Origin of the sequence: Pseudomonas sp. PS01270 (assembly GCF_029959775.1) — a bacterium.
GTDB classification, from domain to species: domain Bacteria; phylum Pseudomonadota; class Gammaproteobacteria; order Pseudomonadales; family Pseudomonadaceae; genus Aquipseudomonas; species Aquipseudomonas atacamensis.
On the sequence record NZ_JASCPT010000009.1, the window covers coordinates 15,220 to 35,099 of the forward strand.

General features: G+C 61.3%; 21 protein-coding genes and 2 pseudogenes. 12 read left to right on the top strand and 11 right to left on the bottom strand.

The features are described 5' to 3' along the window. Positions 1-8: 8 nt before the first annotated feature. Genes QMX86_RS05280 through QMX86_RS05305 form a run of 6 tightly spaced genes read right to left on the bottom strand, consistent with a single transcriptional unit; the run spans position 9 to position 4,615 of the window. Entirely contained in the window at positions 9-716 is a 708-nt protein-coding gene (locus tag QMX86_RS05280) for an HAD-IA family hydrolase (RefSeq protein ID WP_282387408.1), read from the bottom strand. After that, positions 713-1,612: a tyrosine recombinase XerC gene (gene xerC, locus QMX86_RS05285; protein WP_024014773.1), complete on the bottom strand. Its 900-nt coding sequence runs from the start codon at positions 1,610-1,612 to the stop codon at positions 713-715. Before xerC ends, QMX86_RS05280 begins: the two co-directional genes overlap by 4 nt. Before the next feature lie 2 nt (positions 1,613-1,614). Further along, entirely contained in the window at positions 1,615-2,340 is a 726-nt protein-coding gene (locus tag QMX86_RS05290; RefSeq protein WP_042607115.1) for a DUF484 family protein, read from the bottom strand. A gap of 13 nt (positions 2,341-2,353) precedes the next feature. After that, the gene (gene dapF / locus QMX86_RS05295) at positions 2,354-3,184 is read right to left on the bottom strand and encodes a diaminopimelate epimerase (protein WP_016772587.1); all 831 of its coding nucleotides are present in this window, start codon (positions 3,182-3,184) and stop codon (positions 2,354-2,356) included. 3 nt (positions 3,185-3,187) lie between these two features. Beyond that, positions 3,188-4,435: a diaminopimelate decarboxylase gene (lysA, locus tag QMX86_RS05300; RefSeq protein ID WP_071172135.1), complete on the bottom strand. Its 1,248-nt coding sequence runs from the start codon at positions 4,433-4,435 to the stop codon at positions 3,188-3,190. A gap of 9 nt (positions 4,436-4,444) precedes the next feature. Further along, on the bottom strand, positions 4,445-4,615 hold the full coding sequence (locus QMX86_RS05305; protein WP_016772589.1) for a lipoprotein: 171 nt from the start codon (positions 4,613-4,615) through the stop codon (positions 4,445-4,447). Positions 4,616-4,939: 324 nt separating this feature from the next. Here QMX86_RS05305 and cyaY point away from each other — a divergent pair, with 324 nt between their 5' ends. The 3 genes from cyaY (at position 4,940) to rnk (ending at position 6,170) form a co-directional block, all read left to right on the top strand. Continuing rightward, on the top strand, positions 4,940-5,272 hold the full coding sequence (gene cyaY, locus QMX86_RS05310; RefSeq protein ID WP_041476930.1) for an iron donor protein CyaY: 333 nt from the start codon (positions 4,940-4,942) through the stop codon (positions 5,270-5,272). 3 nt (positions 5,273-5,275) lie between these two features. Then, on the top strand, positions 5,276-5,497 hold the full coding sequence (locus QMX86_RS05315; protein WP_110599860.1) for a DUF1289 domain-containing protein: 222 nt from the start codon (positions 5,276-5,278) through the stop codon (positions 5,495-5,497). Positions 5,498-5,750: 253 nt separating this feature from the next. Beyond that, positions 5,751-6,170 (top strand): nucleoside diphosphate kinase regulator, encoded by a 420-nt coding sequence (gene rnk, locus QMX86_RS05320; RefSeq protein WP_110644490.1) that lies wholly within the window; start codon positions 5,751-5,753, stop codon positions 6,168-6,170. Between the two features lie 9 nt (positions 6,171-6,179). Here rnk and QMX86_RS05325 read toward each other — a convergent pair whose 3' ends face one another. From QMX86_RS05325 to QMX86_RS05335, 3 genes are all read right to left on the bottom strand, one after another. After that, positions 6,180-9,023 carry a class I adenylate cyclase gene (locus QMX86_RS05325; RefSeq protein ID WP_282387479.1) on the bottom strand — a complete coding sequence of 948 codons (2,844 nt, stop codon included), beginning with the start codon at positions 9,021-9,023 and terminating at the stop codon, positions 6,180-6,182. A gap of 181 nt (positions 9,024-9,204) precedes the next feature. Beyond that, the gene (locus QMX86_RS05330) at positions 9,205-9,450 is read right to left on the bottom strand and encodes a TIGR02647 family protein (RefSeq protein ID WP_130928437.1); all 246 of its coding nucleotides are present in this window, start codon (positions 9,448-9,450) and stop codon (positions 9,205-9,207) included. Between the two features lie 196 nt (positions 9,451-9,646). Then, positions 9,647-9,937, bottom strand: a complete 291-nt coding sequence (locus QMX86_RS05335; RefSeq protein WP_071172137.1) for a hypothetical protein — start codon at positions 9,935-9,937, stop codon at positions 9,647-9,649. Between the two features lie 123 nt (positions 9,938-10,060). On the opposite strand from QMX86_RS05335, the gene QMX86_RS05340 reads away from it, so the two are divergent. After that, a complete protein-coding gene (locus QMX86_RS05340; protein ID WP_282387485.1) occupies positions 10,061-10,720 on the top strand; it encodes a glutathione S-transferase in 660 nt (219 codons plus the stop codon). A 128-nt stretch (positions 10,721-10,848) separates the two neighbouring features. Here QMX86_RS05340 and argH read toward each other — a convergent pair whose 3' ends face one another. Further along, positions 10,849-12,243, bottom strand: a complete 1,395-nt coding sequence (argH, locus tag QMX86_RS05345) for an argininosuccinate lyase (protein WP_282386886.1) — start codon at positions 12,241-12,243, stop codon at positions 10,849-10,851. A gap of 317 nt (positions 12,244-12,560) precedes the next feature. Between argH and QMX86_RS05350 the strand changes: the two are divergent. The 8 genes and pseudogenes from QMX86_RS05350 to QMX86_RS05385 all read left to right on the top strand — a co-directional run. Further along, a pseudogene (locus QMX86_RS05350) lies at positions 12,561-12,716 on the top strand (sensor histidine kinase); the annotation flags it as partial. After that, entirely contained in the window at positions 12,713-13,459 is a 747-nt protein-coding gene (locus QMX86_RS05355) for a LytTR family DNA-binding domain-containing protein (RefSeq protein WP_016772598.1), read from the top strand. The pseudogene QMX86_RS05350 and the gene QMX86_RS05355, both read left to right, overlap by 4 nt. A gap of 137 nt (positions 13,460-13,596) precedes the next feature. After that, a complete protein-coding gene (gene hemC / locus QMX86_RS05360) occupies positions 13,597-14,538 on the top strand; it encodes a hydroxymethylbilane synthase (protein ID WP_282386881.1) in 942 nt (313 codons plus the stop codon). Further along, positions 14,535-15,281 (top strand): annotated as a pseudogene (locus QMX86_RS05365) (uroporphyrinogen-III synthase); the annotation flags it as partial. The gene hemC and the pseudogene QMX86_RS05365, both read left to right, overlap by 4 nt. A 36-nt stretch (positions 15,282-15,317) precedes the next feature. Continuing rightward, on the top strand, positions 15,318-16,460 hold the full coding sequence (locus tag QMX86_RS05370; RefSeq protein WP_016773671.1) for a uroporphyrinogen-III C-methyltransferase: 1,143 nt from the start codon (positions 15,318-15,320) through the stop codon (positions 16,458-16,460). Continuing rightward, on the top strand, positions 16,457-17,695 hold the full coding sequence (locus QMX86_RS05375) for a heme biosynthesis protein HemY (protein ID WP_136493167.1): 1,239 nt from the start codon (positions 16,457-16,459) through the stop codon (positions 17,693-17,695). Before QMX86_RS05370 ends, QMX86_RS05375 begins: the two co-directional genes overlap by 4 nt. 216 nt (positions 17,696-17,911) lie before the next feature. After that, entirely contained in the window at positions 17,912-18,463 is a 552-nt protein-coding gene (locus QMX86_RS05380) for a disulfide bond formation protein B (RefSeq protein ID WP_016772601.1), read from the top strand. Between the two features lie 181 nt (positions 18,464-18,644). Further along, positions 18,645-19,103 carry an Rsd/AlgQ family anti-sigma factor gene (locus QMX86_RS05385; protein ID WP_016772602.1) on the top strand — a complete coding sequence of 153 codons (459 nt, stop codon included), beginning with the start codon at positions 18,645-18,647 and terminating at the stop codon, positions 19,101-19,103. Between the two features lie 58 nt (positions 19,104-19,161). Here QMX86_RS05385 and QMX86_RS05390 read toward each other — a convergent pair whose 3' ends face one another. After that, the gene (locus QMX86_RS05390; protein ID WP_282386875.1) at positions 19,162-19,827 is read right to left on the bottom strand and encodes an FKBP-type peptidyl-prolyl cis-trans isomerase; all 666 of its coding nucleotides are present in this window, start codon (positions 19,825-19,827) and stop codon (positions 19,162-19,164) included. Positions 19,828-19,880 lie beyond the last annotated feature (53 nt).

The following is a 19,880-nucleotide window of genomic DNA, read 5'->3' on the forward strand; positions in this document are numbered from 1 at the left end:
GCTGTAGATCAGTTCGAGGAAGCATTCCAGCGGGAGAGGACGGCTGGCAGTTCAGTGAGGCTGCGAATTTCCGCATCCGGCAAGCGCTCCGCTTCCCAGACCTTGCCCGTCGGGTTGAACCACACCGCGCGCAAGCCTGCCTGCTGAGCGCCGGCAATGTCATCGCCAGGATGATCGCCGACATGCAACGCCGCTGCGGGGCTTACACCGCCGCGCTGCAACGCTTCATGAAACAGCCGCGCATCCGGTTTGGCGATGCCGATGTCTTCGGCGCACAAGGCGAACTTGAAGTAATCCGCCAGCCCCAGCCGACGCACGTCGGCATTGCCATTGGTGACCACGCCGAGGGCATAGTGATTGGCGAGCAGCTCCAGCAGCGGCTCGACTTCCGGGAACACTTCGATCTGATGCCGCGCATGCAGGAACACTTCAAAAGCCTTGTCAGCCAGCTCCGACGCTTCGCCGTGGGCATACCCGGCTTCTTCCAGCGCATGGAGCAGCACACGTCGGCGCAGCGCGCTGATGCGGTGTTTGAGGCCCGGTTCGCCCGCCAGCACTCGCTCGCGAATCGACCACAAATGCTCCACCGGCACCGCGCCCAGGTTCGACGCATGCTCGCTCAGCCATTCGCGCAACACGGTTTCAGCGCTGGCGATCACCGGCGCGGTATCCCACAAAGTGTCGTCGAGGTCGAAGGTGATCAACTGAATGCTCATGAATCATCGCCTTTCATGCGTTTGGCCCGGGGATGGGCGCTGTCGTAGACCGCCGCCAGATGCTGGAAGTCGAGGTGGGTATAGATCTGCGTGGTTTTGATATCGGAGTGGCCGAGCAATTCCTGCACCGCGCGCAGATCCTGTGAAGACTCGAGCAAATGGCTGGCGAACGAGTGCCGGAGCATGTGCGGATGCAGGTTCTGCCCCAGTTCGCGCTCGCCAGCCAGTTTGACCCGCACCTGAATCGCGCGCGGGCCGAGACGCCGACCTTGCTGGCTGACAAAAACCGCATCGTCCGCCGGGTTGGTCATGGCTCTAAGCGGCAACCAGTGTTCCAAGGCTTCGCGGGCCTTGGTGCCAACCGGCAACAGTCGGGTCTTGCTGCCCTTGCCGAGCACCTGAACCATGCCGTCGGCGAGGTCGAGTTGATCGAGATTGAGCCCGGTCAGCTCGGACAGGCGCAGGCCAGAAGAATAGAACAGCTCAAGAATCGCCTGATCACGCCGGGCGAGAAAATCGTCCTCGACCGCACCTTCCAGCAGCTGCAATGCGCGGTCGGTATCAAGGGTTTTCGGCAGGCGCCGTTCGCCTTTCGGCGGGGCCAGGCCGGTGGCCGGGTCGTGGTCGCACAGGCCTTCGCGATTCAAGTAGTGATAGAGCCCGCGCACCGCCGAGAGCAGGCGGGCGAGGCTGCGCGAGGACTGGCCTTGCGCATGCAACCGGGCGATCAGGCTGCGCAGGCGCTGGATGTCCAGCGCGGCCCAGCTGCCGATGTTCTGCTTGATGCACCAGCCGAGGACTTTATCGAGGTCGCGGCGATAAGCCGACAGGGTGTGCGGCGACACCTGTCGCTCACTGCGCAGATGTTCGCAGTAAGCGTCCAGTTGTCGTTCCATGGTCAGCGTACCGAGCGCAGCGAGCTGTTGACCCGTGGCAGCACACGGCCCATGACCTCGGCGATGTAACTGAGGAACAGGGTGCCGACCGAGCTCTTGTAGTGCTGCGGGTCGCGGCTGGCGATGGCCAGAATGCCGTGAATGCCCTGATGGCTGACGGCAACCACGGCGGTCGAGCCGATCTGCTGGCGCTGTTCTTCGCCAAAGAGGAAGTCCAGCTCATGTTCACGCAGGCTGCCGCTGACGCTTTTGCCTTCGGTGAGCAGGCCGCCGATCGCGGTTTGCGCATCGGCGTGGGTAACCCAGCGGCCGACCGGGGCCGGGTTGTCGCCGAGCAGGATCAGGCTGACGAAGGGCACCTGGAAATCCTGACGCAGGCTGTCTTCAACGCTGATGACCACGTCTTCCAGGGTCGATGCATCCATCAACGCGAGAATCAGGCGGCGGGTCTTTTCGAACAGGCGATCGTTGTCGCGGGCCACGTCCATCAGATGCGAAAGGCGATGGCGCATCTCGATATTGCGGTCGCGCAGGATGGTCATCTGCCGCTCGACCAGCGACACGGTGTCGCCACGTCGGTGCGGAATGCGCAGCGACGGCAGCAGCTCTTCGTGCTCGACGAAGAAGTCCGGATGAGCCTCCAGGTAGGCGGCAACCGCGGCTGCCTCGAGGCTCTCGGACGCTGATTCGTCGGCTGGTCGGGCGGGTACCTGTGGCTTGTCGGTCATGATTTCTGCTCGCTCAAAGACGCACTTGTCCTTCGTATACACGCACTGCCGGACCGGTCATCAATACCGGTTCGCCCGGGCCGGCCCACTCGATGGACAGGCGTCCGCCGGGCAGGTCGATCAACAGCGGCGAATCCATCCACCCCTGACTGATGGCCGCCACCGCCGCGGCACAGGCGCCGGTGCCGCAGGCCTGGGTTTCCCCGGCGCCGCGTTCCCACACACGCAGTTGCGCGCGATGGCGATCGATGACCTGAAGGAAGCCGACATTGACCCGCGCCGGAAAGCGCGGGTGGTGTTCGATCTTCGGCCCCAGTTCATGCACCGGTGCGCTGTTGATGTCGTCCACGCGAATGACCGCATGGGGATTGCCCATCGACACGGCGGCCAGTTCGACCGTGGTGCCATCGACGTCCAGCGAATAGCTGCTGGCCTGGGCTGGCGCCTGGAATGGAATGTCCGCCGGCACCAGGCGCGGCGCGCCCATGTTCACGCCGATCTGGCCGTCGTTACGCACGTCCAGTTCGATAATGCCGCCCTTGGTCTCGACGCGGATCTGCCGCTTGGCAGTCAGACGCTTGTCGAGCACGAAGCGGGCGAAGCAGCGCGCACCGTTGCCGCACTGCTCCACTTCCGAACCGTCGGAATTGAAGATCCGGTAGCGGAAATCCACATCCGGGTTACTCGGTGCTTCGACGATCAGCAACTGGTCGAAACCGATCCCGGTGTGGCGATCGCCCCATTGCTTGGCGTGTTTGGGCTGAATGTGCGCGTGCTGGCTGACCAGGTCGAGGACCATGAAGTCGTTGCCCAGGCCGTGCATTTTGGTAAAACGCAGCAGCATGGGTTACTCCGGCAGCAGGCTTTCGCCGGCAAACAGCTCGGCCACGGTTTCGCGGCGACGCACTTCAAAAACCTGATCACCATCCACCAACACCTCAGCGGCACGGCCACGGGTGTTGTAGTTGGAGCTCATGACGAAACCGTAGGCACCGGCCGAATGCACTGCCAGCAAGTCGCCCTCTTCGAGCGCCAGCTCGCGATCCTTGGCGAGGAAGTCGCCGGTTTCGCAGATCGGGCCGACGATGTCGTACTTGCGTGCAGCACTGTCGCGCGGTTTCACTGCCGTGACGTCCATCCACGCCTGATACAGCGCCGGACGAATCAGGTCGTTCATCGCCGCGTCGACGATGGCGAAATCCTTGTGCTCGGTGTGCTTGAGGTATTCGACCTGCGTCAGCAACACGCCGCCATTGGCAACGATGAAGCGACCCGGTTCGAACACCAGCGCCAGATCACGCCCGTCGAGACGCTCGCGCACGGCTTTGATGTAATCAGCAGCCAACGGCGGCTCTTCATCGCGATAACGCACGCCCAGGCCGCCACCGAGATCGATGTGGCGCAGGTGAATCCCGCAATCGCCCAGACGGTCGACCAGATCCAGCAGGCGATCCAGGGCGTCAATAAATGGTGGCAGCGTGGTCAGTTGCGAACCGATGTGGCAGTCGACACCGATCACTTCCAGGTTCGGCAAATGCGCGGCGCGTACGTACACGTCTTCGGCGTCGGCAATGGCGATGCCGAACTTGTTCTCTTTCAGACCGGTGGAAATGTACGGATGGGTGCCGGCATCGACGTCCGGGTTCACGCGTAGCGAAACGGGGGCGCGAACACCCAGCTCGGCGGCGACCACTTGCAGGCGCTCAAGCTCATCGGTGGACTCGACGTTGAAGCAGTGCACGCCGACTTCGAGCGCGCGGCGCATGTCGTCACGGGTCTTGCCGACGCCGGAGAAAACGATCTTGTCGGCGCTGCCACCTGCGGCCAGTACACGTTCCAGCTCGCCACGGGAAACGATGTCGAAACCGGCGCCGAGACGGGCCAGGACATTCAGTACACCGAGGTTGGAGTTGGCTTTGACCGCGAAGCAGACCAGATGCGGCATACCGGCCAGCGCATCGGCGTAGGCCAGATACTGCGCTTCGATGTGCGCGCGCGAGTAGACATAGGTGGGCGTGCCGAAGCGGTCGGCGATGGCGGACAGCGCCACACCTTCCGCGAACAGCTCCCCGCCACGGTAGTTAAAAGCGTCCATGGCGATCCCTTAGTAAACGTCGTGCTTGTGAGCCTTGGATGGCTGCTTCTGCGAAGACTGGGCTTGTTCGGCCGGGTCCTGGTCGTCATCGGGCAGGTACAGCGGGCCTTTTTGACCACAGGCCGAAACCAGGCAGGCAACCGCGACGAGCGCAGCAAGGGAAGAGATCAGGCGCTTCATGGCGAAATCCTTGAAAATGCGTTAATTGCGCCGGAGTATACCGGCCACCCGGCAGCTTGCCTATGCGAGGGGGTTCCCGTCCGGCGGGGCTTGCTGGATACCGGATGGATACCTGCAATACCTGTGGGAGCGAGCTTGCTCGCGAAGAGGTCGTCACATTCGATATGTTTGTTGCCTGACACACCGCTTTCGCGAGCAAGCTCGCTCCCACAGAGGGCGATGTTGGATGGAAACTGGTGCTTGGTCGTTAATCTTTGCAATCGGCCGGCAGCGTCCGTATCTTTCGGCGCTTGAGCCTGATCAGACATTTTTGAGGTTGCCGCAATGAGTTTGTCCGAAGCCCGTTTCCACGATCTGGTCGATGAAACCCAGGAAAAACTGGAAGACATATTTGACGAAAGCGATCTGGACATCGATCTGGAAAGCTCGGCAGGTGTCTTGACCGTCAAGTTCGAAAACGGCTCGCAGCTGATCTTCAGCCGCCAGGAGCCATTGCGTCAGCTGTGGCTGGCGGCCGTGTCCGGTGGTTTCCACTTCGACTATGACGAAGAAAGCGAGCGCTGGATGTGCGACAAGAGCGAAGAGCAATTGGGCGAAATGCTTCAGCGTCTCGTCAAGCAGCAGGCTGGCGCCGAATTCGATTTCGAAGGTCTGTGATTCGTGACTGATGCCGCGCCTGTTCGCCCGCCGAAACCGCTCTACAGCAACGTCAGCCCGGCGGTGCCTTCGCCGTGCACGGGCGTATGCCGATTGGACGAACAGAAAGTCTGTCTCGGCTGCGCGCGTCACGTCGAAGACATTCGCGAATGGCGCTCGGCCGATGATCAGCGGCGCCGGGTGATATGCCAGCAGGCTGCCGCACGAAAATCCCAAGCCTGTTGATATCGTGGCGAGGGGATTTATCCCCGTTGGGGCGCGTAGCGGCCCCAAAATCTATACGGCTGCTGCGCAGCCGAACGGGGATAAATCCCCTCGCCACAAGGGTTTACCCAGGCAAAAAAGGGCGTGACTTGTATATTTTTTGAGCTGTGATAGTGTCCGCGAACGCCTCAAACCACCGAGGCACGGTGAAAACCCCGTCTTTTTTGGCGGGGTTTTGCTTTTTTTGTGCAGAAGAAAGGAGTCTGCCTGGATCATGACCGCACCTTCCATCACCCTTACCCGTCTGGACGTGCAACGTCTGCAGCGCCTGATCGACAACCTGATCGATAAAGACCAGGCAGCGCCGGGCGTGATTGCGCTGCAAACCGAGCTGGACCGCGCCGATACCGTGGTCGGCCACGATGAAGTGCCCGCCGATGTCGTGACCATGAATTCCCGCGTGCATTGCCGCGAAGAAGGCAGTGGCAAGGATTACCACCTGACGCTGGTCTATCCCAAGGACGCCAACGCCGATGAAGGCAAGATTTCCATTCTGGCGCCGGTCGGCAGTGCGCTGCTGGGCCTGAAGGTCGGTCAGCACATCGATTGGCCGGCGCCGGGCGGCAAGTCGCTGAAACTGACCTTGCTGGAAGTGGAATCGCAACCGGTCAATGGCGGCGCCTTCCCCGAATAACTCCCCGCTTCAAACCTGTTCGAGCGCTTCATTCAACGAGCGCTCCAGGTCCGCCTTGTAGCGCAGATACAGATTGCTTGAACTGTGCCCGTCACCGAGCAGCCCCGAGAGATCGAGGTCGGTGATGTAGCAGCGATAGCGTTCGGTCTCGCGGCGCTGCTCGACGATCTCCCGGGCGACCACGCTGAACAACTGGTCGCCATGCTCCAGCTCGCTGAATTCGCGCTGATTGCAATACAGGGTGACCTGCACTTCGCCGGGCGCGGCTTTACCGATGATCGCCTGTACGTCATAGAACGGTTTGTTCACCGGGGTCTGCGGTGCCGGCCGGGTTTCGACCCTGCGCGAGCGCCCCGGGCCTGACGGCAACAGCTGGTAATACAAAGTCTCGGGGCTGCCTGCAGGGCCACCGTCCATCGGCAATTGCGCTTCACGGCGGTACTGGATCGATTGCAGAAAACGCTGCAGCGGCACCAGCAGACTCTGCTCGTCGTGGTACGGCAGTTGCTGCTGCCACAGCGCATTGAATTCATCCAGCACGTACAGCTCCGCCTGCTGTTCGCTGATGCGATAGAACACCTGAATGCATTCCGGCTGACCCATCGGCAGGATCAGCGCCAGGTCGTGATCTTCCAGTGCCATCGGGTCCAGGTGCAGCGGGCTGTAGCGCGGTTGTTCTTCGCCCAGATAGTCGAGCAGTGCCGGCAGAGTGGCGAGGGCGACATGGTTGACCTGACCTGGCACCAGCTCCAGCACGTGATAGTGCTGCTGCACCTGAATCAGGTAGCGGTGATTCAACTCGCTGAGCAACAGGGTCTGCGCGGTGTCGACGATTTCCTCGACGCGGCGGGCAATGAATTGCGCGCGGTTGTGGCAGAAACAGCGCACCTTCAGCGACGGCTGCACCGGGCCGCGCGGCAGGTTGTTGAGGTAATCGCGCAGGCAGTCGAGCAGCGCATGCGGGCCGTCGAAACGATTGACCAGCACTTCGTTCCAGCTGTTGAGCGTGACCTGATCGAGGGTCAGCACCAGGTTCTCGCGCACACCGGCATAGCTCAGCGAGTCGGTGCGTTCGGTGGTCATCAGAATGTTCAGATCACGGTGATGCTTGAGCGGGTCGACGCCGACGTTGATCAGCAGCAGCACTTCGCTGGGCACAGCGGCACGCAGCAAGGGCTCTTCGGCGACGGTGGACAAGGGCAGGGCGATGCACTGCTGCAAGCTGCCGAGCAGGTTGAACAGCTCGAACTCGCTCAAGTCGCTGGTGCCCGGATGCAGGGCCAGGCGGGTGCTGCTGTCGATCACGCCGTTGCGGTGGCACCAGGTCAGCAGTTCAAGCAGCTCGCGACTGCGCTTGATCGGTGCGAAATGTTCCCACTCCAGCGCCGTCAGGCTGCCGTTGTACAGGCCCCACTGGGTCTGCCCCGGCTCCTTTTTGTTCGGCGACTGCACCAGGGTCAGGGTGTCTTCGGCCAGATCCGGGGCAATGCCCGGATTGATGAACTCGACCTTGTCGGCCTTGCGCTCGAACGCTGCGTACAGGCGCCGGCCGAGGACATTGAGGTCGCGCTTGTTGATCAGGCTGACAGTCTGTTCGCTGCGGGCGAACTGGGTCAGGAAGCGATAGCTGTAATTGAGTTCGTTGACCAGCGCGCGGCGCTCGGCGCTGACCTGGCGGACTTTCCACTGACTGCGACTGTCGAGCAGCGCCAGTTGCCGTTGATCCCAGTGCCACTCGCCGGCCAGGCGTTCGAGCAGTGCGCGTTGCCAGCCCTGGCTGCGGCTGTTGCCGGTGAGCTTGCGGTTGACCTTCAGATACAGCGCGCGGCGCACCAGCTCAAGACGTTCCGGTTCGTTGCGGGCGATCAGGTATTCCTCGATACGCCGGTACACCACCATGTACGGGTCAAGCTCATCGAGATCGAGCTGATTGGCGAACACGGCTTTCTTGAAGCGTAGACTCAGGCACTGCACGTGCGGGTGTTCACTGGCGTACACCTCGGTCAACAGCAGTTTGAGCACCGATTTGTAGGGCGACTCGATGCCTTTGAACAACTGCCACAACCCGGCACCGATGAATTCGCCAGGCGGAATGGTCGCCATCGGCCCGAGGTCGAGGGTTTCGTCGGCGCGAATAAAGCGTTTGGACAGCAGGGTGTGGGTGTAAGCGTCGTAGGCCGTTTCTTCATAGACCGGCACCAACCACCAGATCGGCGTGCGCCCGGCCAGCCAGATCGCCGTGCGATAAAACTCGTCGAGCAGCAGATAGTGCTGGGTGCTGCCGCAGTTGTCCGAACTGAGCTTGGAATCTCGTTCGCCTTTGACGAAGCGCGCCGGGTCGATCAGGAAGAAATGCGCTTCGGCACCCTGGCTCGCAGCCCAGGCTTCCAGCAATTGGCACTTCTTGCTCAGCTCGGCGAGGTCGCTTTCGCTCAGATCCGGCCCATGGCAGACCCACACATCCATATCGCTCTGATCGGCCTGTGCCAGTGTGCCGAGGCTGCCCATCAGGAACAGGCCGTGGATCGGTCGCGGCGGGTTACTGCCATGGCGCGGCCTGTAAGAGAACGAGCGAGTCAGGCGCTGCGCCTCGGTCAGCGCATTGGCGTCCGGCTCATAATTCGAGAGACCGGCCGGCGTACTGCCCGAGACATAGCCGGGCAGCAACGGATGATTGACGTGAAAGAACAGCGGCAACAGCGTCAACACGCTTTGCTGGCGCGTCGACAAGCCTTCGAGAGCGCGGCCGAGGCGGCCTTCATTGAGTTTGAGAAAACGTGCGCGCAGTTGGCTGAGTACCTTGCGGTCGATGCCTTCGTCCAGGTCGGGGCGGATTTCGTGTGTGCGGGTCATATCAGCTCAAACCGGCTTGCAGGCTCGGACGTAGAGGGTCTCGGAATGGCCGCAGTTTAGCCGCTGCGCGGCAGGACGTTTAAGCTGAATTTGTTTTTTGACGTCAGATTTTTATCGAAAGCGATCGGGCGGGCCCGCGGAAATCCCGTGGCAGGAGTTCCCGTGGGCAAAGTCAGAGAAATCAGGCGGTTTCCTGTTCTTTCAAAATCGTCAGTACGGTCTGCACGCTTTGCGCGGCATCGCGACCGAGGCTGGTCAGATAACCGCCATCGGGCTGGTCGGTGAGTTCTTTTTCAAAGAGGCGCTGGGCAGCAGCGATATGTTTCGGGGCAGCGGTCTGGTGAATTTTCAGACCTTCCTGGGAACTGTCCAGGTTGAAGAGTGCAAGGACTTCCAGTTCGGCAACCAACTCAGGGGTAAGCGACATAAGGACTCCAGACTTTCTAGGAATTGGACGACAGCGCCTCTAAGGTGAACCCGCTGGTGCAGCATGTCCAGTGCTCGGATCAGGGGATTTTGTCTTGAGGCGAATTCCAGTGTAGTCGGGCGGCAGCAGATGGCTGGATGGATGCGTAACAAACCTTGTGGGAGCGAGCCTGCTCGCTCCCACAAGAGTGATGTGGTTACTGCTTTTCCGGTGGCAGCTCTGGCAAAGCGCGCAGTGCCGCTTCGTACCACTGGGTGTCGAACGGGCGATCTTCATCGAGCATCGCGTCAATTTCGAAAGCCAGCACATGGGCCATCAAATTGAGGATCTCCTCACGGTCCATGCCGACCAAAGTCAGCTTGTTCAACGTCGCCTTGGCCGCCGGCGGGTTGTCGCTTTCAATCTGGTTCTCGATGGCTTCGATCAGCGTCGCTTCAGTGAATGCTTCTTCGTCGTCATCGCTGACGATATCTGTCGGCTCGCTCATGGCAGGCTCCTCAGGGAAAGGCGCCAGTTTACCCGCATTCAGCGGCGTGATGCTGCTGGCGGGAAACGCCGCGGCGATCTATAAACAGGCACTGCCCACCCCGCACGGCCTGGAGGCTCTGTGATGTTCAAGCTCTACGGATTCGCTGTCAGCAACTACTACAACATGGTCAAACTGGCACTGCTGGAAAAAGGCCTGCCCTTCGAAGAGGTGACCTTCTACCCGACGCAGACCCCGGAGTCATTGGCAATCAGTCCGCGTGGCAAGGTCCCGGTGCTGGGTGTCGACGCCGGTTATATCAACGAAACCGCGATCATCCTCGAATACCTCGAACAAGCACAAAAGGGCACGCCACTCCTGCCCAGCGACCCGTTCGAGCGCGCGCAGGTATTGGCAATTGCCAAGGAGATCGAGTTGTACATCGAGTTGCCGGGGCGTGCCTGCTATGGCGAGGCGTTTTTCGGTGTGACATTGCCGGAGGCGATCAAGGACAAGACCCGGACCGAGCTGCTGCTGGGCTTCGCGGCGCTGGGCCGTCATGGCCAGTTTGCCCCGTACGTGGCGGGTGACAGCCTGAGCATTGCCGATTTGTATTTCCTCTACAGCGTGCCGCTGGCCTGTGCGGTCGGGCAGAAGCTGTTCGGGATTGATCTGCTGGCCGAGATGCCGCAGGCGAAAGCGTTGCTGGAGCGGCTTGAGCAGAATCCGCATGTGCAGAAGATCGCGGAGGACAAGGACGCGGCGATGCCGGCGTTTTTGGCGATGATTGCTGCCAAGAAATGAATTTTGTAGCGCTCTGAAGGAAGCCTTCGCGAGCAGGCTCGCTCCCACATTGAACCGGTGGTGAACACAAATTTTGTGAACATCCAGAATCCCTGTGGGAGCGAGCCTGCTCGCGAAGCTCTTGGCTTTTAGCGGCTGGTCAGCAGGGCCTGACCGCGCGCCACCGCAGCCTTGACCTGCGCCGGTGCAGTCCCGCCAATATGGTCGCGGGCATTCACCGAGCCTTCGAGGGTCAGCACGGCAAACACGTCCTGCTCGATCTGATCGCTGAACTGACGCAGTTCTTCCAGGCTCATCTCGGCCAGATCCTTACCCGTGTCGACGCCGTATTTCACCGCGTGGCCAACGATTTCATGGCAGTCGCGGAACGGCAGACCACGGCGCACCAGATAATCCGCCAGGTCAGTCGCAGTGGAGAAACCGCGCAATGCCGCTTCACGCATGATCGCGTGTTTCGGCTTGATCGCCGGGATCATGTCGGCGAACGCGCGCAGCGAATCGCGCAGGGTGTCGGCGGCGTCGAACAGCGGTTCCTTGTCTTCCTGATTGTCCTTGTTGTAGGCCAGCGGCTGGCCCTTCATCAGGGTCAACAGGCCCATCAGCGCGCCGAAGACGCGGCCGGTCTTGCCGCGCACCAGCTCAGGCACGTCGGGGTTTTTCTTTTGCGGCATGATCGAGCTGCCGGTGCAGAAGCGATCCGGCAGATCGATGAACTGGAACTGCGCGCTGGTCCACAGCACCAGCTCTTCGGAGAAGCGCGACAGGTGCATCATCGCAATGCTTGCGGCCGAGCAGAATTCGATGGCGAAGTCGCGATCGGAAACGTTGTCCAGCGAGTTGCCGCCGACGGCGTCGAAGCCGAGCAGTTGCGCGGTGTATTCGCGATCGATCGGGTAAGTGGTCCCAGCCAGCGCGGCGCTGCCCAGCGGCATGCGGTTGGTGCGCTTGCGACAGTCGACCAGACGCTCGTAGTCGCGGCTGAGCATTTCGAACCAGGCCAGCATGTGGTGCCCGAAAGTCACTGGCTGCGCGGTCTGCAAGTGGGTAAAGCCCGGCATGATGCTTGCGGCCTCGCGCTCGGCTTGCTCCAGCAGGCCTTTTTGCAGGCGGGTGATCTCGGCGAGGATCAGATCGATTTCATCGCGCAGCCACAGGCGGATATCGGTGGCGACCTGGTCGTTGCGGCTGCGCCCGGTGTGGAGCTTTTTACCGGTGACGCCGATGCGGTCGGTCAGGCGTGCTTCGATGTTCATGTGCACGTCTTCGAGGTCGACGCGCCAGTCGAACTGGCCGGCCTCGATTTCGCCCTGAATGGTCTTCAGGCCATCGATGATGGTGTCGCGCTCGGCATCGGTCAGCACGCCGACCTTGGCCAGCATGGTGGCGTGGGCGATCGAGCCCATGATGTCGTGGCGATACAGGCGCTGGTCGAAAGTGACGGAGGCGGTGAAGCGGGCGACGAAGGCGTCGACGGGTTCACTGAAGCGGCCGCCCCAGGACTGATTGGTCTTGTCAGTGCTCATGAATTCGCTCGTATCGGCTTGAAGAAATGGCGTGAAACGCTGGCGCGGATAATAACAGGGTTGCCAATCCTGTCGCTGACACCGGTCGATACGTTTTTTCGCGGATGTGTCAGGCATGTCCGGCGCGGTCTGCAAGGAATTTACAAAAGGATATTTTTTGATTGAGCAATATCGTTCCGACGAACGTCTACAGTGGACATAAGGGTCGGTGCGAATGCGGATCATGCAAAGGTCCGGCCACTGGCTATAAGAAGAGGGGGCGGGTGAGTTGTACAACGGTCACCCACCGCGAGAAACGCAGGAAACACTGGGCTCTGAGCCGTTCGACCCGGACGCTGGCAAATATTGCTGGCCGACGTACGGCACTTTTTGGCGCTCGGGCTAGTCTTAGCGTGGATCGCGGTGACGGAGGTCACTACACCTGTCTACGCTATCCTTGTGCGAGACTCACGCAGGAATCCAGCGCAATATGAATGTCCTGATCGTTGATGACGAACCCCTGGCTCGCGAGCGCCTAAGCCGTATGGTGAGCGAGCTCGAGGGTTACACAGTCCTGGAGCCCAGTGCCACGAATGGCGAGGAGGCGTTAGCGCTGATCGACAGCCACAAGCCGGATATCGTGCTGCTCGATATCCGCATGCCGGGCCTCGATGGCCTGCAGGTTGCTGCCCGACTGTGCGAACGAGAGACGCCGCCGGCCGTGGTGTTTTGCACCAGTCCCGATGAATTTGCCGTGGAAGCCCTGCAGGCCAGCGCCGTGGGCTATGTGGTGAAACCTGTGCGAACCGAACACTTGAATGAAGCCCTGAAGCGGGCTGAACGTCCCAACCGGGCGCAACTCTCGGCCCTGACCCGTCCCGCTGCCGAAAGTGGCAACGGCCCACGCAGCCACATCAGCGCACGGACCCGTAAAGGCATCGAGCTGATTCCGCTGGATCAGGTGGTCTACTTCATCGCCGACCACAAGTACGTGACCCTGCGTCACGAAGCCGGCGAGGTGCTGCTCGACGAACCCCTCAAAGCCCTCGAAGACGAATTCGGCGAACGCTTTGTGCGTATCCACCGCAATGCGCTGGTTGCTCGTGATCGCATCGAGCGATTGCAACGCACACCACTGGGACATTTCCAGTTGTTCCTCAAAGGCCTCAATGGCGATGCACTGATTGTCAGCCGGCGGCATGTTGCCGGTGTGCGCAAGATGATGCAGGGGCTTTGACCCGGGTCTCACCGGGCTTTTCGAGTTCTTTTATCCGGCATGGCTGGCCAGGGAGGGCACGTCGGTTCTGATTCAGGTCAAAGCGAAATTGACTGAGCTGTTATTATCCGCCGTATCTATTCAGTACGGATTGTTCCATGTCTCCTCGCGAAATCCGCATCGCCACCCGTAAAAGTGCGCTGGCCCTCTGGCAGGCCGAATACGTCAAAGCCCGTCTCGAGGCGGCCCACCCGGGCCTGCTGGTGACGCTGGTGCCCATGGTCAGTCGCGGCGACAAGCTGCTCGACTCGCCACTGTCGAAGATCGGCGGCAAGGGTCTGTTCGTCAAGGAACTGGAAACCGCGCTGCTGGAAAACCAGGCCGATATCGCCGTGCATTCGATGAAAGACGTGCCGATGGACTTCCCGCAAGGCTTGGGTCTGTTTTGCATCTGCGAGCGTGAAGACCCGCGCGATGCTTTCGTCTCCAACACCTACGCCAGTCTTGAAGCGCTGCCTGCCGGGGCCATCGTCGGCACCTCGAGCCTGCGTCGGCAGACGCAATTGCTGGCGCGGCGTCCCGATCTGCAGATCCGTTTCCTGCGCGGCAACGTCAACACCCGTCTGGCCAAACTCGACGCCGGCGAGTACGACGCGATCATCCTCGCCGCGGCCGGTCTGATCCGCCTGGGTTTCGAAGAGCGCATCACATCGGCGATCAGTGTTGATGACAGCCTGCCGGCCGGTGGCCAGGGCGCGGTCGGCATCGAATGCCGCAGCGCCGACCACGAAATCCACGCCTTGCTCGCGCCTTTGCATCACGCCGATACCGCTTCGCGGGTGAACGCCGAACGCGCCCTCAACAAACATTTGAACGGCGGCTGCCAAGTGCCGATCGCCTGCTACGCCGTGCTTGAAGGCGAGCAGTTGTGGTTGCGCGGTCTGGTCGGTGAGCCGAGCGGTGGCAAGCTTCTCAGTGCCGAAGCCCGGGCGCCGCGTGCCGACGCGGAAACCTTGGGTGTGCAGGTCGCTGAAGCGCTGCTCAAGCAAGGCGCTGACGACATTCTCAAAGCTGTCTACGGCGAGGCGGGTCACGAGTGACAGCCTGGCGCCTGCTGCTGACGCGCCCGGCAGACGACTGCGCGGCGCTGGCCGAACAGTTGGCCGGGCACGGGATTTTCAGCAGTTGCCTGCCGCTTTTGGACATTGTTCCGCTGCCGCTCTCTGACACTATTCGCCAAGCGATTTCGCGATTGCCCGCTTGCAGCGCGGTGATTGTGGTCAGCAAACCGGCGGCGCGGATTGCGGTGGATCTGCTCAAGTCCGAAGGCACGGCGCCATTGAGCATGCCGTGGTTCAGCGTCGGCGCGGCGACCGCAGGCATTCTTCGCGAGCATGGTCTCGATGTCAGCTTCCCGGCTGACGGCGATGACAGTGAAGCCCTGCTGCAATTGCCGCGTCTGCGCGAGGCGCTCGACCAGTCCGGCGCGAAGGTGATGATCCTGCGCGGAGAGGGCGGTCGTGAACTGCTCGCCGAGCGCCTGCGCGCGCTTGGTGCTAGTGTCGAGTATCTGGAGTTGTATCGCCGCGACCTGCCAGCCTACCCGCCAAACGAGCTGCCACGGCGGATCGAAGCGGAACGCTTGAACGGGCTGGTGGTCAGCAGTGGACAGGGTTTCGAGCACCTGCGGCAGATGGCCGGCGATGCCTGGCCGAAGATCGCGCAGTTGCCGTTGTTTGTTCCAAGCCCGAGGGTCGCGGAGCTGGCACGTGCCGCCGGGGCTCAAACAGTTGTGGATTGCCGCGGCGCGAGTGCTGCGGCTTTGCTGACGGCGTTACGGGAATGTCCCGTGCCGTTTTCTAATGCAAAGGATGGATACGTGAGCGAAACAGCCTTGCCAAAAGATGACGTCCAGCCTGCGCTTGATGCCCAGGTTGAAACTCCACCACCGGCCAAAGAGCCGCGCCGAGGCAATGGACTGGCAATTGTCGCCCTGCTGCTCGGTGCCGCCGGTGTCGCCATCGGCGGCTGGGGTGTCTGGCAGGTGCGCCACCTGCAGAACAACACGCAGCAACAGTCGAGTCAGGTGCAGGCGTTGAACGATCAGGCGCAGAGTCTGAAGCTCAACGAACAGCGTCTGACCGAGCGTCTTGCACAGTTGCCCGGTGCGGACGAACTCGCCGAGCGCCAGCGTCTGGTCACGCAACTGCAGGGCGATCAGCAGCGCCTCAATCAACGTCTTGAAACCGTCCTCGGCGCCAGCCGCAAGGACTGGCGTCTGGCCGAGGCCGAACACTTGCTGCGTCTGGCCAGCCTGCGCCTTTCAGCGTTGCAGGACATCAGCAGCGCCCAGGCACTGGTGCAAGGCGCCGATGAAATTCTCCGTGAACAGAACGATCCGGGCTCCTTCGCCGCGCGCGAGCAAGTGGCGAAAACCCTGGTCGCCTTGCGCAGCACCGAACAGCCGGATCGCACCGGGCTGTTCCTGCGTCTCGGCGCGCTGCGCGATCAGGTCATCGACCTCACCGAGCTGGCGCCGGAGTACAAGGATCGCGGCGAGTCGCTGCTGGGCCTGACCAACGATGGCGATGGCGCCAGTCGCTGGGCGCAATGGTGGGACAAGGTGTCGCGCTATATCCGCATCGATTTCAACGCTGACAAGAACGTCAAGCCGCTACTGGCCGGACAGAGCCTGAGCCAGGTGCGCCTGGCCCTGAGCCTGGCGCTGGAGCAGGCGCAGTGGGCCGCGCTCAACGGTCAGGCGGCGGTGTACACCCAGGCGCTGGCCGAGGCACGCGATGTGCTCAAGGGCAATTTCAACCCGGACAATCCGCAAAGCAAAGTCATGCTGGAGCAGGTCGCCGAGCTGAGCAAGGAGCCGGTCACCGTCAAGACGCCGGATCTGGCCGGCACCTTGAGTGCGGTGCAGGGATATCTGGAGCGACGTAACGTCAATGCCGAGGAATCGGTGAAACCGTTCGCCAAGCCTGCCGCCAACGCTGCGCAGGAGGCGACTCCATGAAGCGCCTCTATGTAATCGTGTTTCTGGTCATCGCCGCGACGGCAGCGCTGGGCCTGGCGATTGCCGAGCATTCCGGTTACGTGCTGGTGGCGTACAAGAGCTTCCGTTACGAGTCGAGCCTGTGGGCAACACTGGCGGTGATCGCGGTGCTGTGGTTGCTGTTCTGGGGTATCAAGGTACTGGTCGAGCTGGTGATGACCTCCACCGGCGTGGTCAATCCGTGGTCGCGGCGTAATCGCAGCCGCCGCGTGCAAGTGGCGATCGAACACGGACAACTGGATCTGGCTGAAGGTCGCTGGGCCAGCGCGCAGCGGCATCTGACCCGCGCAGCGGAAGCCGAGCGCCAGCCACTGCTGTATTACCTCGGCGCCGCCCGTGCGGCGAACGAGCAAGGTCAGTACGAAGAAAGTGATCGTTTGCTCGAACGCGCGCTGGAGCGTCAGCCGCAAGCCGAATTGGCGATCGCCCTGAGTCACGCACAGTTGCAGACCGATCGTGGCGACACCGACGGTGCGCTGGTGACCTTGCAGGCGATGCATGAACGGCATCCGCGCAGCGCGCAGACATTGCGCCAATTGCAACGTCTGCATCAGCAGCGTGGCGAATGGCCGGCGGTGATTCGTCTGCTGCCAGAGTTGCGCAAGGACAAGGTCCTGCCGCCGGCCGAACTGGCTGAACTCGAGCGTCGCGCCTGGGGTGAGAACCTGTCCTTGGCAGCGCATCGCGAAGAAGACGGTACGGTGGGTCTGCAATCGCTCAAGCGGGCGTGGGAACAGCTGACTTCGGCGCAGCGTCAGGAAGCACCCTTGGTACTGGCCTATGCCGAGCAATTGCGCCAGTTGGGCGCTCAGGTCGAGGCCGAAGAAGTGCTGCGAACAGCGCTCAAGCGCAAGTACGACAGCCATCTGGCGCGGCTCTATGGTCTGGTTCGTGGCAGTGATCCTGCGCGTCAGTTGCAGAATGCCGAAGGCTGGCTCAAGGAGCATCCGGCCGATCCGAGCCTGCTGCTGACCCTTGGACGCTTGTGTCTGCAAACCAGTCTGTGGGGCAAGGCTCGCGACTATCTGGAAAGCAGTTTGCGCGTGCAGCGCAATCCGGAGACCTGTGCGGAGTTGGCCCGTCTGCTTGCACAGCTTGGCGATACCGAGCGCAGCAATCAGTTGTTCCAGGAAGGTCTGGGGCTGCTGGATGAACGCTTGCTGGCGGCGCCTTTGCCGGTTGCGGCGAAGGTCTGAATGGCGAGGGAGGTTGCTCCCTCGTGAACTTTGATGACCGAAAATTCCCCTTCCTTGCGCTCTAGAGGCAAAGTCCTACAGAGCGCTTCACTGTTTCCTATCGAGCCTGTCGGGTTTTCCCTACACCTGCGGTGAACTGTCGGCAGGCCCTTGCCTTGAAAGGCTGACACGCTTTCCTCTACCGTAACCGTCTGTCTCTACTGTTACGGAAAAGCCATGTCGTTGGCCTGCTCACGCTCCTTGTTCTTCATGGCTTTCATTGCGGGGGCCTTTGCTCTGGGAGCTTCCTATTACCTCGAATACGCGGTCGGCCTGACGCCTTGCAGTCTGTGCCTGGTGCAGCGATTGTTCCTCACATTGCTGTGCATCGGCTGCGGCGTGGCGGCGGTGCATGGCCCCCGGCGCGTTGGCTTATGGTGGTACTGGCTGTTTGCACTCGGCGCCAGTCTGGGTGGAACCACCGCTGCGTGGCGGCAGGTGTTGATCCAGAGTGACTCGATGCTGCAACTGGTCAAATGCTCGCCAACCGTGGAGTCACTGTTCAGCGACCTGCCGTGGATCTGCGCCTTGCAACGGATGTTCAACGGCGGCGCTGATTGTGCGGATATTTCCTGGACACTGTTCGATCTGAGCATCCCGGAATGGAGCCTGCTGTTTTTTGTCGGCGTGTCCATCCTTGCGGTTTATCAGTTGTTGCGTCTGATCTGGAGCGCTCTGCAACGACCGGTCAGCGACGAAGCGTCGCACCACCTGCTGGTCAGGGATTAAACACTTGTATGAACTTTATCTCCTGCGTACCTTGAAGCCATAGGCGTGCGGGCATAATCTGGCCGGCACGTGTCATTGGATTTATGTTGCTCGATGACGCTCTGCCCGATCGTCCACCAGTCAAATCAGAACAGGGGCGCGGGTGTAGAGCAGCATGACCCACAAGGGAAGAGAGATCGCCATGCTCGAAAGTTGTCAGAATGCTCAGGAACGTTGGGGTGGGGTTCATCTGCTGATCGACCGCTGGTTGCAGGAGCGTGAAGAGCTGATCGGCGCCTACGACAAGCTCGGTGCGCAGCCTGAGTCGCTGTCCGAGAGCCGCAAGCCTTTGCAGGAATTCTGCGGCGTGCTGGTCGATTACGTATCGGCGGGGCACTTCGAAATCTATGAACAGCTGACTGGCGAAGCCAAGGCGTTCAACGACAAGCGCGGTCTGGAACTCGCCGAGACCATCTACCCGCGCATCGACGTCATTACCGAGAAGCTGCTCGCGTTCAATGATCTGTGCGATGAAGGCAAATGCGTTGCGGAGAAATTCAAGGAGTTGGGCGGCTTGCTGCATGAGCGCTTCGAACTTGAAGACTGCCTGATCGAAGTGCTGCACACGGCACACAAGGCAGAAGATCCGGTTCAGGCCTGATCCACGTCCTTCATGAAAAAACGGTGCGCCCGAAAGCGCACCGTTTTTTTATGCCTGATCAGCTCGTCGCGCCACGCAATTCCACTTCGAAAACCAGAGGCGTGAACGGCGCGATCAGGTCGCCGGCACCGTCGGCGCCATAGGCTTGATCCGATGGAATCACCAGCCGCCATTTCGCCCCCACCGGCATGTTCTGCAAGGCGGTGCGCCAACCGGCGATCACGCTGTCGAGGTTGAACCATTGCGGCCGGGTGTTCTGATCGAACACGGTGCCATCCGGCAGCTTGCCGACATACAGCACCTGCACTTTGCCGTCCGGGCCGGCCTTGGCGCCAGTGCCCGGAACCAGTTCAGTCAGAAGGATGCCGTCGGCCAGTTCCTTCACCCCTGGTTTGGCTTTTTCCGCACTGAGAAAGCGTTGCTCGTTTTCCATCGCCGCGTCGCTCGATTGCCGTGATGCCTGCTCGGCATTGCGCGATTCGTGGTCGGCCAGAATCTGTTCGATGCGCGCTTCACTCAGCGCCAGCGGCTTGCCCTGATACGCTTGTTGCAGACCTTCGATCAGCGCCTGGATCTGCAACTGCGGCACCTCTTGGCGCAGCCGTTCGCCGAGGCTGGCACCGAGGCTGTAAGCCAGGTCATGAGCATCGTTTGCCGTAGTTTTTTCATCGGCATACGCCGTCGAAAAAAACACGCAGAGGGACAAAATAAAGTAGCGCGACATGGGCACTCTCCGACCTGGGATGCGGGGGATTATGCCAGTGCAAACGTCTGCAT

Bases quoted from the DNA above. Each gene is read 5' to 3' on its own strand.
- QMX86_RS05280 (WP_282387408.1), bottom strand. From the start codon at position 716: ATGAGCATTCAGTTGATCACCTTCGACCTCGACGACACTTTGTGGGAT.
- xerC (WP_024014773.1), bottom strand. From the start codon at position 1,612: ATGGAACGACAACTGGACGCTTACTGCGAACATCTGCGCAGTGAGCGA.
- QMX86_RS05290 (WP_042607115.1), bottom strand. From the start codon at position 2,340: ATGACCGACAAGCCACAGGTACCCGCCCGACCAGCCGACGAATCAGCG.
- dapF (WP_016772587.1), bottom strand. From the start codon at position 3,184: ATGCTGCTGCGTTTTACCAAAATGCACGGCCTGGGCAACGACTTCATG.
- lysA (WP_071172135.1), bottom strand. From the start codon at position 4,435: ATGGACGCTTTTAACTACCGTGGCGGGGAGCTGTTCGCGGAAGGTGTG.
- QMX86_RS05305 (WP_016772589.1), bottom strand. From the start codon at position 4,615: ATGAAGCGCCTGATCTCTTCCCTTGCTGCGCTCGTCGCGGTTGCCTGC.
- cyaY (WP_041476930.1), top strand. From the start codon at position 4,940: ATGAGTTTGTCCGAAGCCCGTTTCCACGATCTGGTCGATGAAACCCAG.
- rnk (WP_110644490.1), top strand. From the start codon at position 5,751: ATGACCGCACCTTCCATCACCCTTACCCGTCTGGACGTGCAACGTCTG.
- QMX86_RS05325 (WP_282387479.1), bottom strand. From the start codon at position 9,023: ATGACCCGCACACACGAAATCCGCCCCGACCTGGACGAAGGCATCGAC.
- QMX86_RS05330 (WP_130928437.1), bottom strand. From the start codon at position 9,450: ATGTCGCTTACCCCTGAGTTGGTTGCCGAACTGGAAGTCCTTGCACTC.
- QMX86_RS05335 (WP_071172137.1), bottom strand. From the start codon at position 9,937: ATGAGCGAGCCGACAGATATCGTCAGCGATGACGACGAAGAAGCATTC.
- QMX86_RS05340 (WP_282387485.1), top strand. From the start codon at position 10,061: ATGTTCAAGCTCTACGGATTCGCTGTCAGCAACTACTACAACATGGTC.
- argH (WP_282386886.1), bottom strand. From the start codon at position 12,243: ATGAGCACTGACAAGACCAATCAGTCCTGGGGCGGCCGCTTCAGTGAA.
- QMX86_RS05355 (WP_016772598.1), top strand. From the start codon at position 12,713: ATGAATGTCCTGATCGTTGATGACGAACCCCTGGCTCGCGAGCGCCTA.
- hemC (WP_282386881.1), top strand. From the start codon at position 13,597: ATGTCTCCTCGCGAAATCCGCATCGCCACCCGTAAAAGTGCGCTGGCC.
- QMX86_RS05375 (WP_136493167.1), top strand. From the start codon at position 16,457: ATGAAGCGCCTCTATGTAATCGTGTTTCTGGTCATCGCCGCGACGGCA.
- QMX86_RS05380 (WP_016772601.1), top strand. From the start codon at position 17,912: ATGTCGTTGGCCTGCTCACGCTCCTTGTTCTTCATGGCTTTCATTGCG.
- QMX86_RS05385 (WP_016772602.1), top strand. From the start codon at position 18,645: ATGCTCGAAAGTTGTCAGAATGCTCAGGAACGTTGGGGTGGGGTTCAT.
- QMX86_RS05390 (WP_282386875.1), bottom strand. From the start codon at position 19,827: ATGTCGCGCTACTTTATTTTGTCCCTCTGCGTGTTTTTTTCGACGGCG.